Source organism: Actinomyces vulturis (genome assembly GCF_001687305.1).
Lineage (GTDB): Bacteria > Actinomycetota > Actinomycetes > Actinomycetales > Actinomycetaceae > Actinomyces > Actinomyces vulturis.
Genome location: NZ_KV700385.1, coordinates 541,699 through 562,893, shown reverse-complemented (window position 1 = coordinate 562,893; position 21,195 = coordinate 541,699). Strand labels below are relative to the sequence as shown.

19 protein-coding genes are annotated in these 21,195 nt (G+C 55.3%); 13 read left to right on the top strand and 6 right to left on the bottom strand.

Translation table 11 applies throughout. The features are described from left to right. The first annotated feature begins 114 nt into the window (after positions 1-114). The 6 genes from A9753_RS02320 to A9753_RS10095 are packed head-to-tail and all read left to right on the top strand — an operon-like array spanning position 115 to position 4,957. A complete protein-coding gene (locus tag A9753_RS02320; RefSeq protein ID WP_141673266.1) occupies positions 115-1,161 on the top strand; it encodes a cellulose synthase operon protein YhjQ/BcsQ in 1,047 nt (348 codons plus the stop codon). Next, positions 1,158-2,360: a TadA family conjugal transfer-associated ATPase gene (locus tag A9753_RS02315; RefSeq protein ID WP_067779572.1), complete on the top strand. Its 1,203-nt coding sequence runs from the start codon at positions 1,158-1,160 to the stop codon at positions 2,358-2,360. Before A9753_RS02320 ends, A9753_RS02315 begins: the two co-directional genes overlap by 4 nt. Beyond that, positions 2,357-3,661 (top strand): hypothetical protein, encoded by a 1,305-nt coding sequence (locus A9753_RS02310; protein WP_067779569.1) that lies wholly within the window; start codon positions 2,357-2,359, stop codon positions 3,659-3,661. The genes A9753_RS02315 and A9753_RS02310 overlap by 4 nt, the downstream gene beginning before the upstream one ends. 55 nt (positions 3,662-3,716) lie before the next feature. Next, complete coding sequence (locus A9753_RS09990; RefSeq protein ID WP_245637332.1) at positions 3,717-4,010, top strand: DUF4244 domain-containing protein; 294 nt, start codon at positions 3,717-3,719, stop codon at positions 4,008-4,010. A gap of 6 nt (positions 4,011-4,016) precedes the next feature. After that, positions 4,017-4,379: a TadE family type IV pilus minor pilin gene (locus tag A9753_RS02300; protein WP_067779567.1), complete on the top strand. Its 363-nt coding sequence runs from the start codon at positions 4,017-4,019 to the stop codon at positions 4,377-4,379. Beyond that, complete coding sequence (locus tag A9753_RS10095) at positions 4,376-4,957, top strand: Rv3654c family TadE-like protein (protein WP_083090201.1); 582 nt, start codon at positions 4,376-4,378, stop codon at positions 4,955-4,957. Before A9753_RS02300 ends, A9753_RS10095 begins: the two co-directional genes overlap by 4 nt. Positions 4,958-5,031: 74 nt before the next feature. Here A9753_RS10095 and A9753_RS02290 read toward each other — a convergent pair whose 3' ends face one another. Then, a complete protein-coding gene (locus A9753_RS02290; protein ID WP_067779560.1) occupies positions 5,032-7,560 on the bottom strand; it encodes a DEAD/DEAH box helicase in 2,529 nt (842 codons plus the stop codon). A 339-nt stretch (positions 7,561-7,899) separates the two neighbouring features. Between A9753_RS02290 and A9753_RS02280 the strand changes: the two genes are divergently transcribed. The 3 genes from A9753_RS02280 to A9753_RS02270 all read left to right on the top strand — a co-directional run bounded on the left by A9753_RS02280 (position 7,900) and on the right by A9753_RS02270 (position 11,750). Beyond that, entirely contained in the window at positions 7,900-9,771 is a 1,872-nt protein-coding gene (locus A9753_RS02280; RefSeq protein ID WP_425394238.1) for a ribonucleoside triphosphate reductase, read from the top strand. After that, positions 9,768-10,511, top strand: a complete 744-nt coding sequence (locus A9753_RS02275) for an anaerobic ribonucleoside-triphosphate reductase activating protein (protein ID WP_067779554.1) — start codon at positions 9,768-9,770, stop codon at positions 10,509-10,511. Before A9753_RS02280 ends, A9753_RS02275 begins: the two co-directional genes overlap by 4 nt. A 171-nt stretch (positions 10,512-10,682) precedes the next feature. Continuing rightward, positions 10,683-11,750, top strand: a complete 1,068-nt coding sequence (locus tag A9753_RS02270; RefSeq protein WP_176702714.1) for an NAD-dependent epimerase/dehydratase family protein — start codon at positions 10,683-10,685, stop codon at positions 11,748-11,750. 68 nt (positions 11,751-11,818) lie between these two features. Here the strand turns inward: A9753_RS02270 and A9753_RS09745 are convergent, their stop codons facing one another. The 5 genes from A9753_RS09745 to A9753_RS02255 all read right to left on the bottom strand — a co-directional run bounded on the left by A9753_RS09745 (position 11,819) and on the right by A9753_RS02255 (position 16,727). Next, on the bottom strand, positions 11,819-11,989 hold the full coding sequence (locus A9753_RS09745) for a hypothetical protein (RefSeq protein WP_176702713.1): 171 nt from the start codon (positions 11,987-11,989) through the stop codon (positions 11,819-11,821). A gap of 150 nt (positions 11,990-12,139) precedes the next feature. Then, positions 12,140-12,286, bottom strand: coding sequence for a hypothetical protein (locus tag A9753_RS09740; RefSeq protein WP_176702712.1), 147 nt, complete (start codon positions 12,284-12,286; stop codon positions 12,140-12,142). A gap of 177 nt (positions 12,287-12,463) precedes the next feature. Further along, positions 12,464-12,688 carry a helix-turn-helix transcriptional regulator gene (locus A9753_RS02265; RefSeq protein ID WP_067779549.1) on the bottom strand — a complete coding sequence of 75 codons (225 nt, stop codon included), beginning with the start codon at positions 12,686-12,688 and terminating at the stop codon, positions 12,464-12,466. Between the two features lie 205 nt (positions 12,689-12,893). Further along, a complete protein-coding gene (locus A9753_RS02260) occupies positions 12,894-14,642 on the bottom strand; it encodes an FUSC family protein (protein WP_176702711.1) in 1,749 nt (582 codons plus the stop codon). Between the two features lie 114 nt (positions 14,643-14,756). Then, a complete protein-coding gene (locus A9753_RS02255) occupies positions 14,757-16,727 on the bottom strand; it encodes an FUSC family protein (RefSeq protein WP_067779543.1) in 1,971 nt (656 codons plus the stop codon). Positions 16,728-17,021: 294 nt separating this feature from the next. On the opposite strand from A9753_RS02255, the gene dnaK reads away from it, so the two are divergent. From dnaK to A9753_RS02235, 4 genes are all read left to right on the top strand, one after another. Then, the gene (gene dnaK, locus A9753_RS02250) at positions 17,022-18,872 is read left to right on the top strand and encodes a molecular chaperone DnaK (protein ID WP_067779541.1); all 1,851 of its coding nucleotides are present in this window, start codon (positions 17,022-17,024) and stop codon (positions 18,870-18,872) included. Next, positions 18,869-19,522: a nucleotide exchange factor GrpE gene (locus A9753_RS02245; RefSeq protein WP_067779538.1), complete on the top strand. Its 654-nt coding sequence runs from the start codon at positions 18,869-18,871 to the stop codon at positions 19,520-19,522. Before dnaK ends, A9753_RS02245 begins: the two co-directional genes overlap by 4 nt. A 170-nt stretch (positions 19,523-19,692) precedes the next feature. After that, the gene (locus tag A9753_RS02240; protein WP_067779530.1) at positions 19,693-20,715 is read left to right on the top strand and encodes a DnaJ C-terminal domain-containing protein; all 1,023 of its coding nucleotides are present in this window, start codon (positions 19,693-19,695) and stop codon (positions 20,713-20,715) included. Then, positions 20,712-21,128, top strand: coding sequence for a heat shock protein transcriptional repressor HspR (locus A9753_RS02235; RefSeq protein ID WP_067779525.1), 417 nt, complete (start codon positions 20,712-20,714; stop codon positions 21,126-21,128). The genes A9753_RS02240 and A9753_RS02235 overlap by 4 nt, the downstream gene beginning before the upstream one ends. Positions 21,129-21,195: the final 67 nt, after the last annotated feature.

Genomic DNA, 21,195 nt, shown 5'->3' with positions numbered 1-21,195 from the left:
CGCTTTGTTTTTCTGCTTTCTTGGGCACGTGTGCACCATGAGTTTTTCCACAGTGACCACCTGTGCATGAGTGCGTAATGGTCATGCACAGGAGACGGCTTGTTGGCCTGAACAATGGACAAATCTAGATGCGTGACACTGACGATTTACTTCGATGATTTTGGTCCACGGGCCACTGCATGGTTACGCACTATGGCGGCTTCTGTGGATGCCTCGTTGTACCCGATTAATGATCTAGGCGACTGGGAGCCTATGGGCGGTGGGCGAGGAATGGTTGTGTGCTCTGCTTGCTCACCTTATCGGGCACTTGCTGAAAAACTTACTGCTCAAGGGGCTCTCCAGGGTACATTCATCTGGCCTGAAGTGAATGCAGAGTCATGGATGAATGATCAATCAGCTCGCTCTGTACTCGCCCAGGAGATTATTGTTCAGGCCTATCCCATCCTTGCGCCACGAATCTGTGTGGAAGGAGCAGTAGGGGGAATTGGCGCCAGCACCCTGGCTTTTATGCTGGCACTCGACATGCAACATCGAGGCCAGAGGGTGGCTTTGGTCGACATGAGTACTTATGGCGACGCAGAACTCCTTCTCGCCCTTGGGGCAGGTCAGAGATGGCAGGCATTTTTCCCGGCGGAGAGCACGTATCACCCCGAACGTCTGCGCCAAGCACTTCCTTCTTGGCATGGCATCACGGTGCTTACGGGTTCTCGGAGTGGTGTTGATAGGCCGATGCAGACAGTGGGACTCATTGAGGCATTACGGCGCAGTCATGACTTGGTCATTATTGATTGTCCTCGGGGCATGGGTCTTATCGATGCTGAATACCAGGTGCTCGTAGGAAGTAATGAACCTCGGGTTGATGAAGCAGGACAGCGCCGGGTGGAGCATTACCGCAAGGCGAAGGGGGCGTTATGCGAGGAGATGGGTTCTCTTATCTTGACCACGAGGGAACGTCGTTTACCCCTTGCTCGAAGTAAGAAAGCGGATCGGCGCGGACAGATAGAACGACAAAAGCCACGTTCCGTACGCCGTCACGGACACGAGTGGATTGTCATTCCAGAGATTCCCCATTACGCGGGTCATATCAATAGTGGTATTGATCCTTATCCCCTCCTCGCTCAAGCATCCTTGGCGCTATGTGCATCCCAGGTGCTCGCATGATTAATCAGCACCAACTCCGTCGCATGCGCCAAGCCCTCGCACAAGGACATGAACTCTCATCCGTCCTTACCGCCCAATCCGATGTTTTCGGCATGAGCGCCCTAGACACTCTTCACGAAACACTCCAATCAGACATCGCCGGTGCAGGTACCATTCTCAATCCACTGCTCCATGACCCCAGTGTTACCGACGTTCTCATCAACGGCACAGAAATCTGGGTTGATCGAGGAAGCGGGCTCCACCGGCATAGTGTCGATTTGTCGACAGACCCGCGTGCACTCGCTGTCCGCCTAACGGCACTATGCGGTAAACGTCTCGACGACGCGAGTCCCATCGCTGACGGAATCCTTCCTCAAGGAACACGTATGCACGCCGTGTTGGAGACACTCAGTAGTAACGGACCTCTTATTTGTTTACGTACCTCGCGACCGCAGACATGGAGCCTTGCCGCATTGAATACGTGCGGAACTATCCCTGATGCTCTTTTACCGATGATTCGCGGATTGGTTCAGGGGCGAGCCAATGGATTACTGAGCGGAGCAACCGGATCAGGAAAAACCACTATGCTCGGCGCACTTTTGGCAGAAGTTCCTGTCACTGAACGCATCATGTGTATTGAAGAAATCCCCGAACTGAAGCCCAATCATCCCCACGTGGTTCACCTGCACGAACGCGACGCCAATATTCAATTCCAGGGTGCAATCTCTATGAGCGATCTAGTTCGAGCAGCCATGCGAATGCGCCCAGACCGCATCATCCTCGGTGAATGTCGCGGATCCGAAATACGTGACGTGCTAGCCGCCATGAACACCGGTCACGACGGAGGATGGGCCACTATCCACGCTAATTCTGCTTACGATGTGCCCGCACGGCTTCAAGCACTAGGGGCATTATCTGGCTTAAGCGACCATGCCCTTACTGCCCAAGCTTCTAGTGCTATTGACGTAGTGGTGCACATGGACAAGGTGCGCACCCATGAAGGACAACAACAGCGTGAGATCTCCTCCATAGGATTGCTGGTTAGGCACCATCAGGAGTTGGCAGTGATCCCTGCGTGTACGGTGCATTGGTCGCAGGGTTCTTCGGATGTTCTTCCGCAAGAGGGATGGGATGACCTCTGCGGGCTCGCAGAAGTGAACGATGAACAGCGATTTGATGCAGTTTGCTTCGATGCACCATACGGGCAGGCGACTTCATGACTATGGCAATCGTTCCCTTGGTGGCGCTGTTCGCCGGTCTTGGGCTGGCACTACTACTTCTTCCTAGTCAACGCACCTTTTCTGATTTCCATCATTCAGAGAAGCCGTCAGAATCGCTTACTTCACCAGGAAGGCTGTCAGACAGTAATGACTATTCGTTGACGGGGATAGCGGGTAGCCATGAGAGCGGTGAAAACACTGCCACAGGTACCCTTCGCGCTCCTAGGACTGAACTGACAACATGGCGCATAACCAGAGGTAAAGAATCCCTCAATATTGCATTCATTCTCACTGAAGTTAGCGCTTTGCTACGAGCAGGAGAACCCACGGCTCAAGCCTGGAGACACGCATGCAAGTCTGCGGGACTTCCTTGGACAAGCACCGCCGCCGGTGAGGGCGATATTCCACAGGTTCTTCTCGATAAAAGCCTTTCATCGCGACCTTGCTGGCTTCCTGTCATTCATCGTGGCGCATTGCGCTGGAATCCACCTACATCGTCACGTCTTGACGACTACAACACAGCACGAGTTGCTTTTCCTGCCGCGCAAGCAGCATGTGCGCTCTCACGAGAAACAGGGGCACCCTTGGCTGATGTGCTGGATGGCGTAGTAGCAGGAATAAGCGAACTTGCTCAAGTTCAGGCTGCGCGAGAACAAGCCCTTGCTGCGCCACAAGCAACAGCGCGACTCATGGCAGTGTTACCCGTCCTTGGTCTCTTTTTAGCTCAAGGACTCGGAGTCAATGCCTGGGGATACCTCATCCACCACTCTTTTGGGCACGTCTGTTTAGGTGCTGGAATCTTCCTGAGCATAGGCGGATACGTACTCACTCAATGGTTCACTTCCCCGTTTCGGCGCGTTCCTTTAGTGGATCAGGTGACGGTGATCGATCTTGCCGCAGCCGCATTAGGGTCAGGTGGGTCCATTCCCGATTGTCTTGGAGCAGTAGGACGGGCCACACAGACTCCGCAGTTAGAAACTGTTGGGCGTTGCCTTCTTCTCGGAGGGACCTGGAGTGAATCGTGGGAAGCTGGATATGGGAAAAATGCAGCATTCTGGCCGCCTCTCCATCGAGCACTAGAACCAGGCTGGAATAACGGAGCAGATCCGGGACCGCTTCTTCATTCCATGGCACAAAGCATCCGAGATGGTCGCCAAGCGGAGCACCATCGCCTCGTCCAACAACTTTCCATCCGACTCGTGATTCCTCTCGGACTCTTCCATTTACCGGCATTTTTCTGCCTGACGATTTTTCCGGTTCTTTTTAGCCTCGTTGAACCCTTCTACCCCAAAGGAGTCTGATGCTTTAACCCTCCTACTGATTGTCACCGAACCCCTGTAATGAATAGGAGAAACCATGTCCATACGACTATTGACCATTATTCGTACCTGCCTCGATCTGGCTGACTACCCATTCGTGCCCAACCGCGTGAATAACCATCGTCGAAGCATAATCCTCCAGTCATCGCCCGAGATGGCAGCCGACGGCACACCAGACCCTCACCACGAAGCCGGTATGGCCACCGCCGAGTACGCCATCGGAACACTTGCCGCAGCAGCCTTCGCTTTGCTTCTACTTAGCATCGCACGCTCCGACTCATTGCGCTCCACGCTTGAGGCACTCTTCACCTCGGCACTATCCGTGAGTTAACAATCCATGGAGTTTCGATGCAGGCCATGCACCGATGATGATGAGGCGGGCATGGTGACCGCAGAAATCGCCATCACCATGCCCGCGCTTATCGTCATAACCGCCACCGTCATCGCCCTAGTCATCGCGGGACTCTTCCAAATTCTTGTTACACATGCAGCAGGAATTGGAGCCAGAGCAGCCGCTCGTGGAGATGATCCGGCTGCAGCAGTTTCCGCAACGACAGACGGACGAATGACGACGGTGAGCATTAGTGACGAAGGAGAATTCTCCTGCGTCAACGTCAGTGCAGCAGGACCTCCCCAACGCTTTCTTCATCTTCCAGCGCCACACGCAAGAGCTTGCGCCTTGAAAGAAGGTGGATCATGACAGTCGTGCCGCTGGTTATCCAAACTACGAGCATTACTTATCGTTCAATGCCGGAAGGTAGGAGGGGTGGAAATCACGCAGTTTCACCGAAAGACCGTGAGGCTGGAAGTCACACAATAGTGGATGAAAATAGGAGATTCGGACGCATCAGGAATGATCGAGGCGGTTACGAGCCCGGGAAACGTCGAATATCTCGGCAATGCCGGCTCTACGCGACGTTCTTCCAGGATGACAAAGGTGCTGGCGCGGTCATGGTGACATCGGTGATTGCCGTTCTCCTCATAATTGCTATTGCGGTGATGAGCGTCAGTGGCCTGGCCATTGCGGCAACACGAGCGCGTAATGCTGCTGACCTTGCGGCTATCGCCGGTGCTACTAATGCCATCGGACTTTACGGAGATATTCACCCCTGCCTGAGTGCGCAGCAGGTAGCCAAGCGTAATGGCGCGAATCTTTCCTCATGTCAGATCGATGGAAACGACGTGATTGTTAGTGTTGAGGTTCCTGTTTCCGCTCTGTTGATTCACGACGCGGCGCGGGCGGTAGCCCGCGCCGGACCTCAAGATAGCCCACCGTAATGGCAGTAACGGGGGATTATGGGGCTAAGAGTCAGGAAGAATCAGCGGTGAAGCAATAGTGTGGTTGTTAATTTTTAGTGAGTGGTAGTCGCAGAATACCCAGCCAGAGCCGTTGACAGTGTTTCAAGAACCATAGTTGCGGCCGCCTTATTGAGCGGATCATTGTTGTTTCCACACTTGGGGGACTGCACACAGGACGGACACCCATTGCTGCACCCACATGATCGAAGCGCTGCCAAGGTGGCATCAATCCAACGAGTAAAGGAACGGAAACCACGCTCAGCAAAACCCGCGCCACCAGCATGACCGTCATAGACGAACACCGTGGGGCGCATTGTCTCAGGATGCATATTTGTTGATAAGCCACCAATATCCCAGCGGTCACAAGTGGCTACGAGAGGTAGTAAACCAATGGAGGCATGTTCCGCAGCATGCAATGCCCCCGGAATTTCACTGTTATCAATACCGAGTACATCGAAGACCTCCGGGTCGAGTGTCCACCACACCGCTGAGGTAGGAAGTGTGTGCTCAGGCATGTGCAGAGCAGTGAAACCCAAGGTGTCCATGCTCGGCACAGACAAAGTTGAAAAGCCCACCACCTGGTTCGTGACCTCGACGCTGCCACGGCAAATATGTAGTGACAACGGCTGATCATCATGAGATGGCCCCAACTCATAGAGAGGAACCTCTAGACGTTCTTTCTCTTGAGTAATCCTCACCGAGGATGTGCTCTTGGCACGTGTGCGTACCCCCAGGGCTGGCTTATGCTCAACAAAAGCTGTCTGCGCATGACGGCCAGTAACCACGAACGTAGCCCCTTGGTGAATGTAGATAGCGCCAGGATGAACAGTAGCGTCTGCTCGGGTGCCGTCAACGGTGCCAATGACAGCGCCAGAATCTTTATCCACCACAGCCACATCAGGTGGGCCATTCCCGCGAAGATTTGTGAGTTCATGGGCGGGAACAGGGATGGAGGTGTTGTAGAACCAACCGGTAGGACGGCGTCGTAAAGCGCCCTTGGCGACCATCGAATCGAGGAAGCTAGAATTCTTCAGGCCAAAGAGTGAAAAATCTGCTTCAGTTAGAGGGCGCTCGCTAGCAGCAGCACACATATGCGGAGCCATGACATACGGATTCGCTGGATCAAAGACCGTAGCCTCCGGTGAGGCAAACACATCATCGGGATGATGAACCAAATACGAATCCAACGGATCGTCGCTTGCGATGAGCACCGCAATCCCATCGCTTCCCGCACGGCCCGCACGCCCAGCCTGCTGGCCAAGAGAGACGCGAGTACCAGGCCAGCCCGCGATGAGGACAGCATCAAGTCCACTAATATCAATTCCCAGTTCCAGAGCATTCGTTGTTGCTAAAGCGCGAATGTCTCCTGAACGCATACGTTGCTCAAGTTCTCGTCGTTCCTCAGGTAAGTACCCGCCACGGTATGCGGCAATTGACTCGGCATTGGCGTATCCAGACATCCTCATCAGCGAGCGAGTCTGCTCTGCCACGATCTCAGCGGCGCGACGCGAACGCACAAATACCAACGCACGAGCATCAACGCTCAGTAATTCAGCCAGTATGTGGGATGCTTCAGATAAGGCGGAGCGGCGAGCCTGATGAACTTCTCCTTGCGTATTATCTGATTCGGTGGGCACCGGCGGTGATGCTGTTACCGATAAGGTATGTGACTTGGTTTCGCTACTTACTGTTTTACCTGGTTCAGAAACCCGTACCGGTTGTTCAAGAAAAGCTGGTTGCCAAAATGCCAAGGTGCGGCGACCAGAAGGAGACGCATCATCCACTACACATGTGATCTGTGAAGGGTCAACAGCAATTAAGCGTGAAGCAGTCAACGCCGCTTCGCCAGCAGTAGCTGAGGCACACAGCACCGTTGGTTCACTCCCCAGGGCGCGCGCCAGTCGGAGAAGACGGCGAATTACTAAGCCCACATGCGCCCCCATCACGCCACGATAGGCATGAGCCTCATCAATGATGAGAAAACGTAGGCTTCTGAGGAATCGGGTCCAGCGTTCGTGGCTAGGAAGAAGTGCATGGTGGAGATAGTCAGGGTTCGTCACGATCACGTCGGCATGCGCCCGTGCCCACGTGCGAGCATCACGTGACGTATCTCCATCACAGGTTGAGACACGAACCATCGATCCTGCTGGGCGCTTAGCTACTTGTTCAAGGGAAGCGATGAGTCCTTCGAGTGAATGCACTTGATCGGCAGCCAACGCTTTCGTAGGACAGATATAGAGAGCCGTAGGACGGCTGGAGTAGGTGCTGATACGGCCGCTTGTATTCTCGTGCCGGAGTACAGAACTAAGAATAGGTAACCATGCTGCCAGCGACTTTCCTGAACCTGTCCCCGTCGTGATGATGGTGTGCTCACCATCCCACAGCGCTTCGGCAGCCTGAACCTGATGGCGCCACGGCTGCTCAATCCCCATCCGCCCGTAGGCCGAGACCAGATCTGGGTGGGTCCATTGAGGCCACGGCGCAGTCGTGCCCTGGCGTGGGGGTGTGGTGATGAGATGGATCAGACGCTGATCGCTTTGGCCCATGCGGGTCAGTAAGGTGGTCAGGTCTTGAGTCGTCATGGTCCTAGTGTGCCTGTCCGAAGCGGAATACTCAGATTTATGGCCGGGGAACTACTCCGCACCCTTGGTTACGTTGTTAAAACGCTCCATGTTTTCTACACCAGTAAAAGGGGATAAGATCCCGGTTTTTCACGATTATTTACTCATTTTCAGTGAAGAAGAGGGGGGAAGGCTTGGGGACTAAAGTCCCCTCAAAGTACAACATCTGGTACTCAATACAAAAAACAACACAATATGTAGTGGTGTGCCGGTTTTTTATCTCTCCATTACTCCATACTCTCGGTCATGCAAACACAAGGCGGCTAACGACAGCCCATGCAGCGCCCAAGGAGAGATGACGTGGAAACCCAGAACACGGCGTCGGCCACCATTCCCATGATTGATCCCATCACCACCGTGAGCGAATACCTCGACCGCTCCGACTGGCGAGTCAACGCCAACGCCAATCAGGGATACTCGCTGGGGGGGATGATGCTCAACACCTCGGGCAAAGTCGTTGCCAACTACTGGCTCACTCACGTCTACCCCAGTGTCGCAGGACAGGCTCACCGCTCTGGCGACATTCATATTCACGACCTTGACATGTTCGCTGGATACTGCGCCGGGTGGAGTCTGAAAACTCTCATCCAACAGGGATTCAACGGCGTGCCCGGAGCAATCGCTGCAGGCGCCCCCAAACACATGTCCAGCGCCGTGGGCCAAATCGTCAACTTCCTGGGAACTCTCCAAAACGAATGGGCCGGTGCGCAAGCATTCTCTAGTTTCGACACCTACATGGCCCCCTTCGTGCGCCTGGATAACCTCACCTACGAGCAGGTACGCCAACACATCCAAGAACTCATTTTTAATCTCAACGTTCCCTCTCGCTGGGGTACCCAAACTCCCTTCACCAACCTCACCTTTGACTGGACCTGCCCCGCGGACCTCGCCGACGAAAATCCTCTTATCGGTGACGAACTGTGCGACTTCACCTACGGTGAACTCCAAGAAGAAATGGACATGATCAACCGTGCTTTCATGGAAGTCATGACCAGCGGAGACGCTGATGGGCGCGTTTTTACCTTCCCCATCCCCACCTACAACATCACCAAAGACTTCGACTGGGACAGCCCCAATGCTGACCGTCTATTCGAAATGACTGCGAAGTACGGCCTGCCCTACTTTCAGAATTTCATTAATTCTGAACTCGACCCCGGCATGATTCGCTCCATGTGCTGCCGCCTCCAACTCGATCTTCGTGAACTACTTAAACGCGGCAATGGCTTATTCGGGTCAGCAGAACAAACCGGCAGTGTTGGCGTGGTCACCATCAACATGGCACGCCTGGGCTACCTTTACTCTGGAGATGAAGCGGCTCTCATTGCCCGACTCGACGAACTTATTGACATCGCTTCGACCACCCTCGAACTCAAACGCGAAGTCATTCAGCATCACATTGATGCTGGCCTCTTCCCCTACACCCGCCGCTATTTGGGCACACTGGACAATCACTTCTCCACCATTGGTGTCAACGGTATGAACGAGATGGTCCGTAATTTCACTCGTGATGCCTTAGACATCACCACCCCAGAAGGCCACGCCATGTGCGTGCGCATCCTCGACCACGTGCGTGAACGCATGGTGGAACTTCAGGAAGCCACCGGCCACCTCTACAACCTTGAAGCCACCCCCGCCGAAGGAACCACTTACCGATTCGCCAAGGAAGACAAAGCCCGCTACCCAGAAATCCTCCAGGCCGGCACCCCAACTCAGCCCTACTACACCAACTCCTCCCAGTTGCCCGTGGGCTACACCGATGACCCCTTCCTTGCTCAAGAAATGCAGGAAGAACTCCAAACCAAGTACACCGGGGGCACCGTCATTCACCTCTACATGAATGAACGTATCTCTAACGCCCAGGCATGTAAGGAACTAGTCCGCCGCTCACTGACCGCATTCCGTTCTCCCTACATCACCATCACCCCCACCTTTTCTATCTGCCCCGTCCACGGCTACCTTGCCGGCGAACATGCCACCTGTCATCGTTGTGCAGAAGTCCATCCTGAGGCACCTGCCCAGAAATGTGAAGTGTGGACCCGCGTCATGGGTTACTTCCGCCCCGTCACTAGTTTCAATATTGGTAAAAAGGGCGAATACGCCGAACGTCAGATGTTCACCGAAGACGCAGCAGGAGCCCATGGGCCCGTGATTGGTGCTGCAGCACGAGCATGAGGCCGCCATGTACTGGCGATTTGAGCATCGCCGGCCTAGTTCCATTCTCCACTATCGACTGGCCCGGGCATTTGACCGCAACAGTCTTTTGTCAAGGCTGTCCATGGCAGTGCACCTACTGCCACAACAGTGCCCTGATCTCTTGTACTGAGCCCGGACTCATGACCTGGGAACAAGTCGAGTCCACTCTCCGACGCCGTGTAGGCCTTCTTGATGGTGTGGTCTTCACCGGTGGGGAAGCCACTCGCCAGTGTGAACCATTGGCTCAAGCCATGGAGGCGGCGAAGAGGTTGGGTTTCCAGATCGGCCTGCATACCGCTGGGGCATACCCACGTTCTTTGGCTCATTTACTTCCCATCATGGATGGAGGTTGGGTGGGTCTGGACCTTAAAGCCCTACCCTCTCACTATGAACAGGTTGTAGGTAGAGCCCATGCTGGTGAAAAAGCCTGGGAATGCTTGGAAGTGATCCAGGAATACAACGCTCATGGTGGCACCATCGATTACGAAGTGCGTACCACTGTGCTCCCCGGGGATGTGACCTTCCTTGACGCCTACGATGTGGCCAAAATATGTCGAGAACGTGGTGTGAAGTCTTTTGCGCTTCAACAGGCGCGGGCTTTGGGAGTGCGCGATGGGATTACTGTGACCAGTCCAGGCTTTAGTGATCACTGCCATGCGCTCGCGGACAAAATTGAGGCCCTGGGATTTGAGCAGTTCACCTTTCGGCCAGCGTCATAGTTTCACAACATCTTTGACTGGTTAGGCTGAACAGGAGTTGCTGAGTGCATACTTCTTGCGAAGTACGGTTATTGCGACGCTAACGTTGTTAAGGAAGTGTCCCCGCAGAATCAACGGGGAAGGGGCACGCTGTCCTCAGCCTCCTGACTTGACCGTGAGATGATGGAGGGCATGATGCAGATGGAATCCGTGGTCCGCAGTGCAGTTCAGCCCACCACCGACGCCCCTGTCATGGTGACGGGCGCCTCCGGGTATGTGGCCGGATGGGTGGTTAAGGGGCTGCTCGAATTGGGTGTCACCGTTCATGCTACGGTCCGTGATTCTTCAAAGCCGTCCTCAGTGAACCACCTCAAGGCGGCCGCTAATGTTCTTCCTGGAACACTGAAATTCTTCGATGCTAACCTGCTCAACGAGGGTGACTTTGATGAGGCTATGAAGGGATGCGAGATTGTCATTCACACAGCTTCACCCTTCACTCAGCACGTCAAGGATCCTCAGCGCGACCTCATTGACCCCGCTCTCAAGGGCACACGCAATGTGTTGGGTAGTGTGGAGAAGACCGCCTCAGTTAAGCGTGTGGTGCTGACCAGCTCCATCGCCGCAATGTACACCGACGCTGTGGAATGCGAACACATGCCTGGCGGCATGCTCAGTCCGGAATCTTGGAATACCACGGCGTCATTGACTTACGAGCCCTACCACTATTCCAAGACGCTTGCCGAACGTGCCGCTTGGGAACTGCAACGCCAAGGTCGTGGCTGGGAACTCGTGGTGATTAACCCGGCCCTCGTGGTGGGCCCCTCGCTTAACCCCGTGCCTACCTCGGAGAGTTTCGGAATTGTCCGCCAACTCATGCGCGGAGACATGATGGCTGGAGCCCCTCGTCTTGGCTTGTCACTGGTGGATGTGCGAGATGTGGCCGAGGGACATATTGCTGCCGCATTCGTTCCCGAAGCCAACGGACGTAACATTATTGCCGGCAAAGATTGCGACCTGTGCTGGGCAGGAATGGAACTGCGCAAGTACCTACCTGTCTCTAAAGCGTGGCGCCTTCCTCGTTGGCCCATGCCCAAAGCGGCATTTGTTGTCCTTGCGCCGGCGGTGGGTGTATCTCGCCAATTCGCCGAAAACAATGTGGATCACGTAGTTCGCTGTGACACTACTAAGAGCCGCGAAGAACTCGGAATCACCTACCGAGACCCCATTGAAGCTATGGCCCACATGACCGACCAACTCTGAGTGTTTTTGTATTGTACGGTAACTGCCTGACTTCGCAGGCTGGCACAGATTTCGTGTGCTGGGAGTGGTTACTCGGCGTCGACAGACAGACGCTTCTCATCCTTGGCGTGCTGACGCTTGGTAAACCATGGAATAAAGAACGCTCCACCAATGGCGCCCACCAATGCGCCTGTGGCGTAGGAAGAAATCTCAGCGCCGTTATGCCAACCGCCAGCAATCCAGATCCCAAGAACTATCACAGTGAATACCAAGTTCTTGGCAGAGAGAACGCTCCTCTTGGGAATTGCTGTGGGCAGGTAGTAGCGACTGAATGACTGAGCTGCGGCTGACCCTGCGATGACGGGGGTAATGAGTAGCGCGGTTAAGTAGAAATATGATCCGGGAAGAATTCAGGCGAAAACCCACATCAGCAATAAGTTCATGTAAATGGTGACATTCCATGCGATGGCAGCACCTTTGAAGGCGACGTTGAGGGCGAATTCGTCCTCGTAGAACTTGGTGTACTGCTGAATGATTCGCTCGAAGTAAGACTGCATAGTGACTCCTTGGTGAGTCGAAATGATGTTGTGAAAAGTGTTGAGGGAGGGCCTTGTTTCCCCTAGATTCACGACCTCATGTAGGGGGCAATCCATGAAGGAGGAGTTATGAACCGCTACGTACATGAGCCTGTGGTAGCGCCACGAATAATTGAGGTCTTGTGAGAAGTGGCGGAGCTAGGAACTGACCTGCAAGTTTTCGTCTCCAAAAACCTGCTCTACGGTAGCTCCGAGGCGTTTGCATAGCGCGAGCGCGAGATAGACGGAGGGGGAGTAGTTACCTCGCTCGATATTGGCGATGGTCTGCCGGGAAACACCAACCGCTTGAGCAAGATCTGCTTGAGACATCTCATGCCATCGCCGCAGTTGGCGAAGTTTATTCGGCCTAGTGTTAACTTCCATGACTCAAATGTAAAGCATACTTGACATATTCGTCAATATTTTAACTCACCCTAGATTAAGGACAAGGAAATGGCGCAGAGAGGGTGATGGGGGGAAGAAAATGGTCGCTGCGAGTGAACGTGATTGGGATGAGCACGCTGAAAACGTATTGAGGAAGCTGATGCGGCGTCGATACTGGGGCTGAACGTTCTGCGGTCACTGCCGTTTACTGGCAGGCGACTTGGGCGAAGTGGACACGAATCTTCTCGATACTTGTGACGATGGGAGAGACGTCAATATTCGTCGTGGAAATCGGCGGAAGACTGTCGATAACGTCTTCTAACTGCTGCTCAGCCCTCATCGCGGCCACGGTGGTGGTTCCCGGTTCGCGCCAGCAGGCGGTCACTACAGCAAAACCAAAGCGGCTTACCGCACGCTGAACATCCATCCAGCGGTCCGTTCCATGAGGATCATCCTGGGTGGCACTGGAAAGCACGTCACTAGAACGCCCCAACTCAAAGATAAGCAACTGACGGCGTGTATGAGCCTCAGGAGAGGTGAGGTCACTATTGGCAAGGTCGCGGAGCACGTCACGCGTGCGGTTGAGTGTCATGCGGTACTGGCGACGCACCAGGAGAACCGGAGCTCGCAGGCCCACGAACCAGATAGCAATCAACGCGCAAGCCACGCCCACTACAGTCTCACCCAAGCGGTCACGCATGAGAATCGACAACTCATACTGGCTGGCCACAGGGAACATGATGAGAGCAAAGACGGTCACGAAAACCACGCACACGGCGTAGTTCTTATTACCCCAAATTTCCATGCCATAGACGGTGATGATGACGATGAGAACACGCGTCCACATCGAAGGGCCACTGGCCACAATCCCCACGTATAACAGCACGCCAAGGAGCGTACCCACCACGCGATGGTAGGCGCGGATGGTGAGGTCGGCTCGGCTCGCGCCCATGTGCAGCACGATAATGGCCGAAAGGATCGCCCAGTAGGGCCGGCCGAACGGCAAAATGAACATCGTGGACGTAGCCAGTAAGACGGCGATGGCTGCACGGCTAGCCACCAGGCCGGGACGAGAACCGCGAAGGAATGCGGTGCGCAGTAAGTACCTCACCGATGGCATGCGGTCAGGAGTAATGCGGCGGACCTTGGAGACGTTCAATGCGTCCACGGGGAAGGAATCACGGTCCAAGGTCAGCATAAGTTCAAGATGAAGATCCTTCATCTGCTGCTCGAGATCGCGACCCATGCGAGTCAGGGGTGTGGAAGTCATACCGAGGCGGCCAGCACGAAGCACCTGCCAGGCGCGGTTGACCGAAATGCAAGCACGTGAGCGGGCGATGCCGAGACTGGCCTCATCAGCGTCGGGATCCATGCTCGTGTAGCGGCTGACTGCAAGAGCAGCCTGCGCCACGGCGTCACGTTCCGTCTCATGAGGATGAATGGCGAGCATGGTGAGCATGAACGCCCCGCTGACGGCCCAAGCGAAAATCGTGGGCTCAAGCAACTGCCATACTCCCCAACCGTTGGCGCCCATGTAGATGCCGAAGGCTGCAGCGAAGACCACGTTAATTGGTCCAGGCGGACCCGTGAGTAGAGCATGCCAGACCCAAATCACGATGAAGGTCACTGCGGTCATTACCGGAGGAATGATGGCAGGGTACGGCGAAATCCAGACACCAATCGCTTCACAAAGGAAGGTGGCAGCGCCCACCACAAAGAAAGTTACCGCGCGGCGCCGCATTGGGGTCTCGTGGCCTACGTCAGCGGTAAGGGCGCCCATAGTGCCTAGTGAACCGGCTTGGGGGCCCATGAGCACTGAGCAAACGATGATGCCCACGGCCATGGCGCTTGCGCTACGAATTGCTCGACGCGTTGGTTCTGGGTTCTTTTCGGACTGAATGAGGGTACGGACCAAGACCTTGACCGCACGCCACGCGGCGTGCGGGATAGTCATGATGGTCCGCTGAATGCTCACAGGCCAACAGTAGCGATCTTGAGTATCTTCATCACTTCTGGCGTGTGAATAATATGTGCTTGTTTTTTGAAGATTGTGTGGGGATGAATGGCATTATGCGTGAGCAAGGAAACGTTCATTGATGTTGTGCACACGGTCGGTAAAAGCTTTTACATTAATCGAGCGTGTGCTGACTGGCCCGAGTGATTCGATGACTGCGGAGAGTTCGTCATAGGCCTGGGCGGCAGCATGGGCGCGCTCCTGACTGGAGCGGCGGTTGGCGTGTCCTGCTTGCTTAGCAATTCCCGGGGTGCTCGCAAATAAGTCTGTAGTAGCCAAGTGAGCGCTAGTAAGACCCGACGTGGTGAGACTTTGCCTCCAGCAGGCAGCAATCACGGATAGTCCTAATTCGTTAACGGTGGCAGCGGCATCATGCCATGGTGCTAAACCATCGGGATCGTCTTGATAAGCGGCGGTCAGCATGGCGCCACTGCGACTGAGTTCGAATACCAAATCTCGGCGGTGTTCATTAGCACGCAGGGTAGAAAGGTCTGTTTGGGCAAGGTCCCCAAGAACCGCCAGAGTGGCGTTAAGAGTGAGTCGGTAGTGGCGGCGTACCAGCATGAGCGGTGCTTGACGACCCACAATCCACACCATCAGCAGGGCGGCTCCTACGCCGATAAACGTCTCAATAAGTCGGTCCTCGATAATGGTTGTAATGTCTCCAGTGTGTGGGGTGGGTGCCATAAGAAGTGCGAAGGTGGTTACGAACACTACGGCGATGGCGTAGTTTCGTAAGACGAATACTTCTAGGCCCCAAAAGCACAACACCACAATGATCAGGCGTAACCATGGGCCGGGGTGAGTGGCCACAATTCCGAAATACAACACCACGCCTATGGCGGTGCCAATGACACGGTGGGCGGCTCGAATGGTGAGGTCGGCTCGGCTAGCGCCCATATGAAGAATGATCAGTGCGCTGAGCATAGCCCAGTATGAGTGGCCGGCCCGTAAACCTTCAGCAAGCGAAGTTGCTAGAAGAACGGCCAAGGCGGCTCGTGTAGCAACAATGCGAGCACGTGAGCCGGGCATCGCTCCGGTGTGTAGGAGGTAGGTGGCTCTCGGTTTGCCTAGCGGCGTGAGGGTGAAATGGTTATCCACTCGCAAATGTGAGGTGGGGAATGATTCGCCATTGAGAGTAGCGATCATGCGTAAGTGGGTGGCCTGTAATTGTCGATGAAGACTACGCGCTGGCGCACTGAGCGCTTCGCTTCCGGGGCGTCGGCCTGCCCGCAGGACTTCCCATCCATGGTTGACTGCGCTCCACGCTGCTGAGCGTCGCTTGGCTAGTACTCCACTATGGACCGACGCCGTCTGGCGCCTTCTCTCTCCCCTCTCACCCTGAAGGGAGGTGAGAGTGGTGCTAGTAGAGCAACCATGGGAAGTTTCCATGAAAGCAGGTGACTGTTCATCCTGAGTGATTTGTGCGGCGTCGACGTAGGCATCAACGGCATCTTTTGCAGCGTTGACGGCTGCGCGTTCGGGCTCATGGGGGTCGAGTGCTAGGAGGGCGAGTGAGGTGAGGGAGGCTAGCGCCCAGGCCAGTGCAGTGATGGGAAGAAGTGTGGAAGGGGTGTAGCCGTGGGTGCCCATGAATACACCGAAGGCGGTAGAGAAGCAGGTATTGATGGGGCCGGGCGGTCCCATGATGAGGGCATGCCATCCCCACACCACGATGAGGGTCACTGCGGCCATGACGAATGGGACGGCAATGGGGTGCGGGGAGGCGAGTAGGCCAATGTATTGCGTGGTCAGGGTGGTGGTTCCCACAGCAAGAAGAATGCGAATGCGTGCTCGCATGGGAGTATCGCGGCCCACGTTGGCGGCCATAGCCCCGATCATGCCGAGTGACCCTGCTGCCGGTCCCAGAATGAGTGCGGTTCCAAGGAGGCCTGTGCCTACGGCGATGGTCCAGGCGACGGCGCGCTTGGCGCGCGCTCGCGGGGGAGTGATGGTGCTGAGGCTGCGAGTGAGGCGCGCCAGAGCGCTGGTGGCGCGTGGTGGGGGAAGGGCAGTCTCTGGCACGTGGACAGGCTACCTGTTACGTAGGTACTACCTGTGGGGCGCAGGTCATTGACCATCTCATGAATTTTGTGACCCCAATCACCGGTGAGGTGGGAATTTGTAGGGAATACTTTCATCATTTTCAAGGTTGAGCCATACAGACTCAAGAATTGAGTGAGAAAAGTTGACATGGACTCACTCAATTAGCAAACTTGAGTGCAGATCACTCAAGTCAGTTGTGAATCTGATTCCCTCCAGAGCACCAGAATCACAACATCACCAGACTTCACACAGAACTTATAAGGAGCACACACTATGGCACGCGCAGTCGGTATTGACCTCGGTACCACCAACTCTGCTATCGCCGTCCTTGAAGGCGGCGTCCCCACTATCATTCCTAACGCTGAAGGTGGCCGCACCACCCCTTCCGTTGTGGCTTTCTCCAAGTCCGGCGAAGTGCTCGTTGGCGAGGTAGCCAAGCGTCAGGCAGTGACTAACGTTGACCGCACTATCTCTTCGGTTAAGCGCCACATGGGCACTGACTGGACCGTCGAAATTGACGACAAGAAGTACACAGCCCAGGAAATCAGCGCACGTATCTTGGCCAAACTCAAGGCAGACGCCGAAGCTTACCTTGGTGAAAGCGTCACCAATGCTGTAATCACCGTCCCCGCCTACTTCAATGACGCTGAGCGTCAGGCCACCAAGGAAGCCGGCACCATCGCAGGCCTCACCGTGGACCGCATCGTTAACGAGCCCACCGCCGCAGCACTTGCCTACGGTCTGGAAAAGGGTAAGGAAGACGAACTCATCCTCGTCTTCGACCTCGGTGGTGGTACCTTCGACGTCTCCCTGCTCGAAGTGGGCAAGGATGAAGACGGCTTCTCCACTATTCAGGTCAACGCAACTAATGGCGACAACCGCCTCGGTGGCGATGACTGGGATGCTCGTATCGTGAACTGGCTCGTCAGCCAGGTCAAGAACAAGGACGGTGTGGATCTGTCCAAGGACAAGATCGCCATGCAGCGCCTCAAGGACGCAGCGGAGCAGGCCAAGAAGGAACTCTCCAGCGCCATGAGCACCAACATCAACCTGCAGTACCTCTCCATGAGCGAAGCAGGCCCCGTTCACCTGGACGAAAAGCTCACCCGCGCACAGTTTGAAGAGATGACCGCTGATCTTCTCGAGCGCACCAAGGTCCCCTTCAACAACGTCATCAAGGATGCCGATGTCTCCCTCAGCGACATCGACCACGTCATCCTCGTTGGTGGTTCCACTCGTATGCCCGCAGTAAGCGAACTCGTTCGCGAACTGACCGGCAAGGAACCCAACAAGGGCGTAAACCCCGATGAGGTTGTGGCACTGGGCGCAGCTATCCAGGCTGGCGTCATCCAGGGCGACCGCAAGGACGTTCTGCTCATCGACGTCACCCCCCTCTCCCTCGGTATCGAGACCAAGGGCGGCGTGATGACCAAACTGATCGAGCGCAACACCGCTATCCCCACCAAGTCCACTGAGGTGTTCTCCACCGCAGAAGACAACCAGCCTTCCGTTCTCATCCAGGTCTACCAGGGTGAGCGTGAATTCGCCCGCGACAACAAGCTCCTCGGAACCTTCGAACTCTCCGGTATCGCCCCGGCCCCCCGCGGTATTCCTCAGATTCAGGTTTCCTTCGACATTGACGCCAACGGCATCGTCCACGTCTCCGCCAAAGACCTGGGCACCGGCAAGGAACAGTCCGTCACCATCTCCGGTGGCTCTGCTTTGAGCAAGGAAGACATTGACCGCATGGTCAAGGATGCTGAAGCACACGCAGCCGAAGACAAGAAGCGTCGCGAAGAAGCTGAACTGCGCAACAGCGCCGAGCAGCAGGCATACGCCATCGAGAAACTTCTCAAGGACAACAAGGACAAGCTCCCTGAGGACGTCTACTCCGAGGTTTCCGCAGCCGCCGACGAGGTTAAGAAGAGCCTTGAAGGTGAGGACGTGGATGCCATTAAGACCGCTCTGGACAATCTTAACGGTGTTGCTCAGAAGGTCGGAGAGGCAATTTACGCCAACCAGGCCGCAGAAGCCGCAGCAGCTCAGAGTGCTGAAGGCGCCACTGACTCCAGTGATGACGACGTGGTAGACGCTGAAATCGTCGACGATGAGGAAACCAAGTGACATCACAAGACTCTTCCCACACCAACGATCCTCTGGAACGTGACGTGGAAGCAGCCTTTGACCAGGTTCGCGATGAACTTGGGGAGGACCCCCAGGCCGCCTTCGACAAAGGCGGCCTGGGGCAAGCCCCCACTGATGTACCTAGCGAATCCGTGAATGCTGATCAGGTAGAGGCTGAGCAAGTTGAAGAACTCGATCCCCTGACTGAAGCCCAGCAAGACCTGGCTCAGGCTCAGGATGAACTGGCTCGTGCTCGTGCTGATTATTACAACCTGCAGCAGGAGTACACCAAGTACGTTCGGCGTGCTCAGGAAGCGGCTGCTGGTCATCGCGAAGCTGGCAGTCAGGCAGTAGTCGAAGCACTTATTCCCGTGCTCGATGAGATCGAACTGGCTCGTACTCACGGTGACCTTAACGGGCCATTTGAAGCGATGGCCACCAAACTCGAAGGTGTTCTTACTGACAAGTACGGTCTTGAACGCTTCGGCGAAGTAGGAGAAGTTTTCGATCCTCTTCATCACGAAGCTCTTATGGCCACCGAGTCGGAAGAAGTTAGCGAACCCACCGTCACCATGGTGCTTCAGCCTGGCTATCGCCTGGGTGAACGCACTGTCCGTGCCGCACGCGTTCAGGTAGCCAATCCCGCCTGACGTCCCTCACCACTTATGGTGAGCAAAACATCTATTGGTGAGAACTCGGCGTCGTCAATTATTAACGGCCCCACGACGCCGAGTTCTCCCTCCCAGCCCAGATTCCCCTGGGCACCCACACACATAATCAAGGACCCTATGACCCCACTGTTGAAGGAGGTGGACTGACTATGGCAAGCCAGGAATGGATGACTAAAGACTTTTACGCCACGCTTGACGTGGCTAAGGACGCGGATGAGGCGACGATCAAGAAGGCTTACCGCAAACTCGCCAAGAAGTACCACCCCGATCGCAATCCCGGTGACGAAAACGCCGCTGAGAAGTTCAAAGAGATCGGGGAAGCCTACGCGGTACTCTCCGACCCTAAAGACCGTAAGCAATACGACGCAATCCGCTCGATGTCTGGGGGTGGAGCACGCTTCGCAGGCTCTGGCGGTGGTGCAGGATTCGAAGACGTCTTTTCCAACATTTTCGGTGGAGGCGGATTCGGCTCAGATGGCGGCGTACGCTTCTCCACTTCAGGATCTCAAGCAGATATTGATCTCGATGATCTGCTCGCAGCATTCGGCGGAACTCCTAGCCCTACACGCAAGAACGGCCGCCCGGGAGCCTTCAACTTCGGTGGATTCGGTAGCCCCGAGCCTGTCAAAGGACAAGATGTCCTGGCACGCGCCACCATCACTTTCGATGAAGCCGTCAGTGGCGCCACCATCGAATTGACCGCTGATGGGCGCACGATAAAAACCCGTATTCCCGCCGGTGTTCATGATGGTCAAAAAATTCGACTGCGCGGAAAAGGACGCCCTGGGAACTACGGTGGTGAAAACGGTGACATGGTTATCACCGTTAAGGTCAAACCCCACCCCGTCTATTCCATTGATGGGAAGAACCTACGCATGACTCTGCCTATCACCCTGGCAGAAGCAGCACTGGGCGCTGTGGTGGAAGTTCCCCTTTGGACAGGAGGGACTTCTAAGATCAAAATCGCTCCGGGCACCCAGTCCGGCACCATTCAGCGTTTGCGTGGAAAAGGCATCACCACCTCCAAGGGGACTTCAGACATGCTTGTCGAACTTGAGGTAGCCGTCCCTAAGAAACTCTCCGACGATGCCCGCAAGGCACTCGAAGAATTTGAGAAGGCTATGGAAGGTTCCAACCCCCGTGCGCACCTCATGGAGGAGGCGGCACAGTGAAGCACACCAGTCAGGGGATCGGTAGCGTAGCGGAAGATGCGTTATATCGTCCGGTCTATGTCATCTCTGTGGCGGCATCTCTAGCCGGGATGCACCCACAAACGCTGCGTCAATACGACCGTCTTGGGCTGGTTATCCCCGCTCGTACCCAGGGGCGTGGGCGTCGCTACTCACTGTACGATGTGCAGCGGCTTCGCCAGATTCAAACCCTCTCCAATGAAGGGATAAATCTGGCAGGTATTCGCCGTATTATCGAACTCGAGCGTCAGGTCGAGGTGCTGAGCAAAGAAAATATTCTTCTGCAAGCCCGCCAAGAAGCAGTTCAGCGGGTATTCGCTGCGGCCACTGATGGTCAAGTGTATGTCCTTGCTGACTCACGGAGAGCCATGCAGTTTGAGTCAGATGTCGATTAGTTCATCGCTCGTTCCCCATTAGCTTTCTGTGTGAAGTTGTGAATGGGGAGAACACCCCATAGAGATA